The organism is Martelella sp. UBA3392, assembly GCF_002358775.1.
Lineage (GTDB): Bacteria > Pseudomonadota > Alphaproteobacteria > Rhizobiales > Rhizobiaceae > Martelella > Martelella mediterranea.
In genome coordinates this window covers 1-6847 of sequence record NZ_DEPM01000031.1, presented here as the reverse complement: position 1 = coordinate 6847, position 6847 = coordinate 1, and the positions used below count along the sequence as shown (strand labels likewise).

The following is a 6847-nucleotide window of genomic DNA, read 5'->3' as shown; positions in this document are numbered from 1 at the left end:
CGCGATCGATCACGGCGGAGCGCGGCGTGTCGCTTCCGGTCGAGTTCACGCGCGCCGATCTCGGCTCCGCCGCCGTGCTGGTGGCGGTCGCGGCCGTGCTTTCCGCCCTGCCCGCGCTGATTGCCTATCGCCAGTCACCGGCGGCCGCCCTGAAAAGCTGACGCGGCGGAAGCGATTGAAGTCCGTCCGGCGGGCTGGCGACCTTGACACCGGTCGCGGCGGGGAACAATTTCGGAACACGCGGCACGAGCCGCGCCGCCCGCCTGAAAGCCCGCCATGCAAGAAATATTCAACAGCGTCATCCCGATCTTCGCCCTCATCCTGATCGGGTGGGTCGCCGTCAAGGTCCGCTATCTGCCTGCCGAAAGCGCCGGCGTGCTTTCGGGCTTCGTCTACAGGATCGGCCTGCCGGTGCTGCTGATGCGCACCATCGCCAACGCGGATTTCACCGGCGCCGACCCGTTGCGTATTTGGGGCGTCTATTTTGCCAGCGTAGCGATTGCCTGGATCGCGGCCGCCATGGTTTCCCGCTTCGTCTTCAACCGGGACCGCGTCTCCGCCGTCATCATCGGGCTTTCCGGAACGTTTTCCAATCTCGCCCTACTCGGCATTCCGCTTGTCAGCCATGTGGCGGGCGAAACCGCGCTGGTGGCGCTTTCAATCGTGCTCGCGATCCACATGCCGGTGCTGATGGTAACCGCCACGGTGCTGGCCGAACGCGCGAAGGCGCGCGAGGGCGGCGCGACCAGCGACCCGGCCCGCCTCGCCGCCACCGTCGGCTACAATCTTGCGACCAACCCCCTGGTGATCGGCCTCATCATCGGCGCGGCGATGAATCTCACCGGTCTGCAACCGGCGGGACCGCTTGCGACCGTCATCTCGATGCTCGCCGGCATCGCAGCGCCCGTGGCCCTGGTCTCGATCGGGATGACGCTTGCGCAATACAAGGTGGCGGGCAATGCCGGTCTTTTCTCCGCGATCACCGTCATCAAGCTCGCCCTGCTGCCGGCCTTGGTCTTCGCGCTTTCGCACGCTTTCGGCCTGCCGCAACCGATCATGGCCGGGCTGGTGCTCGGCGCGTCCTGCCCGGCGGGCGTCAACGCCTTCCTGCTTGCCGATCAGTTCGGCGCCGGCCGCAACATCGCCGCCTCCACCATTACGCTGACCACGCTGCTCGGCGTGGTCACGGTCAGTCTCTGGGTGCTGCTGCTCGGGTATTGATTTTTGCCTTGATGAAAGCGGGACAAAGCCCGATCTGCAAAGCGACGAGCTTTGCCCATCGTCTGTCATCTGTCGTTCGTTCTTGTGTCATGTTCGGACTTGATCCGAGCATCCAAGCGGCTTGAATCACTGCATTTGCAACGATTTACAAGGCTCCTGCCGGGTGGCCTGGATCCTCGTGTCAAGCACGAGGATGACGCAGAACGTGGGAGAGGGTTGTCCCCAAACTGAAAACGGGGCCGAAGCCCCGTTCCATTTATTCGCTCTTTTCAGGCTGCTCGACATCGGCGGCGCCGGGTGGCGTGGCCTCGGGGTTGTCGGTGGGTTCGGCCGTCGTGCCTTGCGGGTTGGCAGGGCCCGCATCGGCATCGCCGGCAGCCTCATCCGTTGCCGCGGGGGCCGGCTCGCTGCCTTGTGACGGCGATGCCTCGGCGCCTTCACCGGCCTCGCCTGCTGCCTCGCCGGTTGCCGCACCGTCATCGGTCGCCGCGCCATCTTCGGCCGCAGCGGCATCGTCCTCGGCCGGCGGTTCGGGGAACGGCACCGGATCGTTCGACATGGTGCTGAGATAGGCGATCAGGTCGGCGCGGTCCTTGTCGGAGGAAAGGCCGGCAAAGCCCATGGCCGTGCCCGGGATATCCTTCTTCGGCGCCTTGATGAATGCATTCAGGTTCTCATAGGTCCACAGCTTGCTGCCGCCCTCGGAAAAATCCTGCATCGCGGCGGAATAGGAAAAACCCTCATGGCTGGCGATCGGGCGGTCAACGACGTCCCAGAGGTTCGGCCCCACCTTGTTGGGCCCGCCCTCGGTGTCGGTGTGACAGGCCTGACAGCGCTTGAAAACGCGCTCGCCGGCTTCGGCATTGGCATCGACGAGCAGAACGGCAATCGGCGTCTCTTCCTCGGCAACAGGAGCACCGCCGCCCGGGGTCTCGGCAACCTCGATGACGAAACCTTCCTTTTCGGGATGGTGCGGGTCGAAGATCGCTTCTGAGATGAAAGATACCGTCATCAGGACGAAGACCGTCCCCAACAGGGCCGCGAGGACCATATTGAGATTGAATTTCATTGCGTTGCCGCTCCCCTTCCGTCCAGCCTCTCTACCGGACACCTTGCATTCTTGCAGAACCTATGTCTTTTGATGCCGCGATGCAACGCCGCATCGGCATGCACACCGGCCCGTCAGACTGTCAGTGGCAAATTAACGGAGAGCTTGCAAGTGGCGATCGACAAATCCGATGAAACGATCATTCTTATTCCCGCCCGGATGGCCTCCAGCCGCCTCCCCGGCAAGCCGCTGGCCGATATCGCCGGCCGGCCGATGATCGTCCATGTCGCCGAGCGCGCGCGCGAATCAGGCATGGGCCGCGTGGTCGTGGCCGTCGATGACGAGGCCGTTTTCAAGGCGGTGGAGGCGGCCGGCTTCGAGGCGGTGATGACCGGTATGGCCCACCAGTCCGGTTCCGACCGTATCCACGAGGCGCTCGGCAAGGTCGATCCCGACGGCCGCGCCCAACTGATCGTCAACGTCCAGGGCGACCTGCCGACCCTCGACCCGGCGCTGATCGAGGCTTCGCTGGCCCCGCTCGCCGACCCCGCGGTCGATATCGCCACGCTCACCGTCGAGATCACTGATGAAGCAGAAAAGACCGCATCGCAGGTGGTCAAGCTCGTCGGCTCGCCGGTCGGCCCGACACGGCTGCGCGCGCTTTACTTTACTCGCGCGACCGCGCCATGGGGCGAAGGCCCGCTCTACCACCACATAGGACTTTATACCTATCGGCGCACCGCCCTCGAGCGCTTCGTCTCGCTGCCGGTCTCGCCGCTGGAAGGGCGCGAGAAGCTGGAGCAGTTGCGTGCGCTGGAAGCCGGCATGCGCATCGATGCCGAGATCGTCAAGACCGTGCCGCTCGGCGTCGATACCGCCGAGGACCTCGCAAAGGCGCGCCGCATTCTGGAAGGTGTCACCTCATGATCATGAAAACCAACCGCATCTCGTTCCAGGGCGAATACGGCGCCAATTCCGACATGGCCTGCCGGGACATGTATCCCGAGATGGAGCCGCTGCCGTGCAAGACCTTCGAGGATGCGTTCCTGGCGGTGGAGAACGGCGATGCCGATCTGGCGATGATCCCGATCGAGAACACGCTCGCCGGCCGCGTCGCCGACATCCATTACCAGCTTCCCGATTCGCACCTGTCGATCATCGGCGAATATTTCATGCCGATCCGCTTCCAGTTGATGGCGCTACCGGGCGTGAAGCTCGATGATATCAAGACCGTTCACAGCCACATTCACGCCCTCGGCCAGTGCCGCAAGATCATCCGCCGCAACAAGTGGAACGCGGTGATCGCCGGCGATACGGCGGGCGCTGCCATGCTGGTGCAGGAAAAGGGCGACCGTTCCATGGCCGCCCTTGCGCCCCGCCTTGCCGCCTCGCTCTACGGGCTCGATATCCTTGCCGAAAATGTCGAGGACAGCGAGAGCAACATCACGCGGTTCGTCATTCTGTCCGACAAGGCGAAGCGGGCGGAGCCGGGCGGCGAAGACCGCACGATCGTGACCACCTTCATCTTCAATGTCCGCAATATTCCAGCCGCGCTCTACAAGGCGCTTGGCGGCTTTGCCACGAACGGCATCAACATGACCAAGCTGGAAAGCTATCAGATCGGCGGCAAGTTCATCGCCACCCAGTTCTATGCCGATATCGAGGGGCATCCGGACGATCCGGCCGTGGCGCGAGCGCTGGAGGAACTCGAATTCTTCACCGAGAAGGTGCGCATCCTGGGCGTCTATGAAGGCCATCCGATGCGCCGTCACCTGCAGTCGCTGGACGACATTTCGTAGCCGCCAGGCCCCGGACGGCTGCCGCCCGGGGCTTTTGGCCTCAGTTATCCGGCTGGCACACGCGAATGCGGTGACCGTCTGGATCGGTGATCACGAATGTCGGGCCGAACGCCGCCGTGACCAGCGGCTGAATGACGGTCATCCCGTCCGCTTTCACGCGGTCATACAACGCCTCCACGCCGCCCTCATCAGCCGCCATGATGCCGATTTCGACCGATCCCGGACCGCCTTCCGCCGGCGGATGGGCCGTCGACTTGCGCCACAGGCCGAGCGTCATGCCGGCATCGGTGGTGAGCGATGAAAAGCCGTCGGAAAGCGCCATCGGCTTCAATCCGAGAAAGTCGGCGTAGAACTCAGCGCTCGCCTTCGGGTCTTCGACATAGAGAACGACAAGGTTGAAAGGAAGTGCGGTCATTGGGTTTCTCCTTCGTTTGCGGGAACGAGGAGAGCCTTAAGGCCTGCCGGTGACAGGTTCTGTCAGCAGCCTTCACGTATAATTCATCGTTCGCCGCCATTCGGCCAGCAGCGCCGCGCGGCGTTTCGGGTAGCGCTCGCCGGGCTCCGTCATGCTTGCGATCCGGTCGGTGCGGAAATGGCGGAAATCCTGACGCAACTCGCACCAGCCGAGAACCACACGCACGCTCTCGAAATAGGCGAGGCCGAACGGCCAGATGATCCTGCGGGTGATCGCGCCGGCCTCATCGCTGTAGCCGATCTCGAGCTTTCGCTCATGGCGGATCGCGCTTCGAAGCGCCGGGATATCGGCCTTCTCCTCGACAAGCGCACGCGGACCGATGATCAGCGCCGTTTCATCCACCGCATCGCAGAGCGCAGGCGGTAGCACGGCCGTGATCTTGGCAAGGGCGGCCGCGGCGGCTTCGGAAAGCTTGGCATCGGTGGATCTCGCCACCCAGCGGCTGCCGAGCACCAGCGCCTCGATCTCCTCCTGCGAGAACATCATCGGCGGCAACAGGAAACCCGGACGCAACACATAGCCGACGCCCGCCTCGCCCTCGATCGCAGCGCCCTGCGCCCTGAGGCTCGCGATATCGCGATAAAGCGTTCGAAGGCTGATGCCGAGTTCATCGGCGAGGCTGCTGCCTGAAACCGGATAGCGATGGCCGCGCAGAACCTGCAAGAGCGCCAGCAGCCGTTCCGAGCGCGAGCCGGCCACCGCTATTTCCAGTCGAGGAAATCGCGCACCAGGCGGAATGCGATCGCGCCTTCCGGCGGCGCGTTGATGCCGTCGGGATGGGTGCCGTCAACGATTGCCGCAAGCTCGTCGCGGGAAAACCAGCGACAGTCTTCAAGCTCGGCGTCATCCGGGCTGATATCGAAGTTTTCCGCCTTGCCGTAGCAGCCGAGCATCAGCGAATGCGGCATCGGCCAGGGCTGGGAGGCATGATAGCGCACCGCGCCGACGCGGATGCCGGATTCCTCCAGCGTCTCGCGTCGCACCGCGTCCTCGACGGTCTCGCCGGGCTCCAGAAAGCCGGCGAGGCAGGAATAGCGGCCGGCCGGGAAATGCGGGCTGCGCCCCAGCAGCACACGGTCGCCGGCCTCATCCACGATCAGCATGATCACCACCGGATCGGTGCGTGGAAACATCATGTTGCCGCAGGCCGTGCATTCGCGCCGGAAGCCGCCGGCGGCCGACTTCGACGGCGCGCCGCAGCGCCCGCAGAAGCGGTGATTGTCGATCCAGGCGTTGAGGCTGACGGCGAGCGCGAAGGCCCCGAGCGTGGCGCGATCGAGCATGCTTTCGCTATAGGCGGCACGGGTGGTGAGCGCCTTCAAATGCCCCGGCAGGGCCTCGGGATCGAGGCCGAGCTTGATCGAGATCAGCGGCGCGCCGGAGGGCTCGCGGCCGAGCAGGATCGCGCTTTCGGGATCGGGAGAATACGCCGCCAGCTCATAGCGGGCGAAATAGGGGTCGAGCACCTGGCGCTCATGCTTGACGATCCCCTTGCCGCCGGCAAAGCCGAAAAAACGGGCATTGGGTTCGGCGGCGGCCTTTTCCAGCGTTTCCTCATCGCGATGTTCGCTGTCGCGGATGATCCGGCAGCCGGCAAAGGCGGTCAGCGCGCTCGGATCCTCGTGCGGCCCGGCCTTGAAGAACAGTGATGTCATGCCATTGCCTCTGCAATCTTGCGCGCCAGGGCCGCACAGTCGTCATCGGAGCGCGGCTCCCGCGTGCCGTAGCCCCAGATCGGACCCGGCCAGTTGGCATCGCCCTCGAACCGGGCGACGACATGGACGTGGAGCTGGCGCACCATATTGCCGATCGCCGCGACATTGATCTTGTTCGCGCCGGTGACGGTTTTCAGCGCCTTTGCCGCCTCGTTGACCTCGAAGGTCAGCATGGTTTGGTCGAGCGGCGCCAGATCGAACATTTCCTCGACGCCGGCGCGTTGCGGCACGGCCAGCAGCCACGGCCAGCGCGCATCGCGCATCAGCCGCAACTGGCAGAGCCCCAGATCGGCAATCGCCATGCTGTCGCGCTCAAGACGCGGATCGATCTGAAATTCCTGCATGTCGTTCCTTCGCAATGACTCGCTCCATCTGTATCAAATGGGACGACGACGGCAAATGCCAATCCGCAGCGCCGAGGCTCACGGCGATCCTTAAGCCAGATTTTTTCGCCGCCAAGCTTGCATTCACCGGCTGAATTGACGATATGTCCGGACGGGAGGCTGGTGGTGGACGTGCCACTCGCCAACCGGGTCAGGTCCGGAAGGAAGCAGCCCCAACGAGCTGTGTACGGGTCATCGTGCCGGCC

Annotated in this window: 8 protein-coding genes and 1 other RNA gene; 4 read left to right on the top strand and 5 right to left on the bottom strand. The window is 64.3% G+C overall.

Annotated features, from left to right (window positions below; translation table 11 throughout):
- The first annotated feature begins 276 nt into the window (after positions 1 to 276).
- A complete protein-coding gene (locus B4E36_RS02655; RefSeq protein ID WP_018065107.1) occupies positions 277 to 1221 on the top strand; it encodes an AEC family transporter in 945 nt (314 codons plus the stop codon).
- Positions 1222 to 1477: 256 nt separating this feature from the next.
- On the opposite strand, the gene B4E36_RS02650 is transcribed toward B4E36_RS02655, so the two are convergent.
- On the bottom strand, positions 1478 to 2290 hold the full coding sequence (locus B4E36_RS02650; protein ID WP_292051595.1) for a c-type cytochrome: 813 nt from the start codon (positions 2288 to 2290) through the stop codon (positions 1478 to 1480).
- A gap of 150 nt (positions 2291 to 2440) precedes the next feature.
- On the opposite strand from B4E36_RS02650, the gene B4E36_RS02645 reads away from it, so the two are divergent.
- Together B4E36_RS02645 and B4E36_RS02640 are read left to right on the top strand one after the other, a co-directional pair.
- A complete protein-coding gene (locus tag B4E36_RS02645; protein ID WP_292051596.1) occupies positions 2441 to 3196 on the top strand; it encodes a 3-deoxy-manno-octulosonate cytidylyltransferase in 756 nt (251 codons plus the stop codon).
- On the top strand, positions 3193 to 4068 hold the full coding sequence (locus B4E36_RS02640) for a prephenate dehydratase (protein ID WP_292051598.1): 876 nt from the start codon (positions 3193 to 3195) through the stop codon (positions 4066 to 4068). Before B4E36_RS02645 ends, B4E36_RS02640 begins: the two co-directional genes overlap by 4 nt.
- A gap of 40 nt (positions 4069 to 4108) precedes the next feature.
- Here B4E36_RS02640 and B4E36_RS02635 read toward each other — a convergent pair whose 3' ends face one another.
- The 4 genes from B4E36_RS02635 to B4E36_RS02620 form a co-directional block, all read right to left on the bottom strand.
- On the bottom strand, positions 4109 to 4483 hold the full coding sequence (locus tag B4E36_RS02635) for a VOC family protein (RefSeq protein ID WP_018065103.1): 375 nt from the start codon (positions 4481 to 4483) through the stop codon (positions 4109 to 4111).
- Positions 4484 to 4555: 72 nt separating this feature from the next.
- A complete protein-coding gene (locus B4E36_RS02630) occupies positions 4556 to 5242 on the bottom strand; it encodes a helix-turn-helix transcriptional regulator (RefSeq protein ID WP_018065102.1) in 687 nt (228 codons plus the stop codon).
- Positions 5243 to 5244: 2 nt separating this feature from the next.
- Positions 5245 to 6198 (bottom strand): NAD(+) diphosphatase, encoded by a 954-nt coding sequence (gene nudC / locus B4E36_RS02625; RefSeq protein ID WP_292051601.1) that lies wholly within the window; start codon positions 6196 to 6198, stop codon positions 5245 to 5247.
- The gene (locus B4E36_RS02620; protein ID WP_292051602.1) at positions 6195 to 6602 is read right to left on the bottom strand and encodes an HIT family protein; all 408 of its coding nucleotides are present in this window, start codon (positions 6600 to 6602) and stop codon (positions 6195 to 6197) included. The genes nudC and B4E36_RS02620 overlap by 4 nt, the downstream gene beginning before the upstream one ends.
- A 154-nt stretch (positions 6603 to 6756) precedes the next feature.
- Between B4E36_RS02620 and ffs the strand changes: the two genes are divergently transcribed.
- Positions 6757 to 6847, top strand: an RNA gene (gene ffs / locus B4E36_RS02615) — signal recognition particle sRNA small type.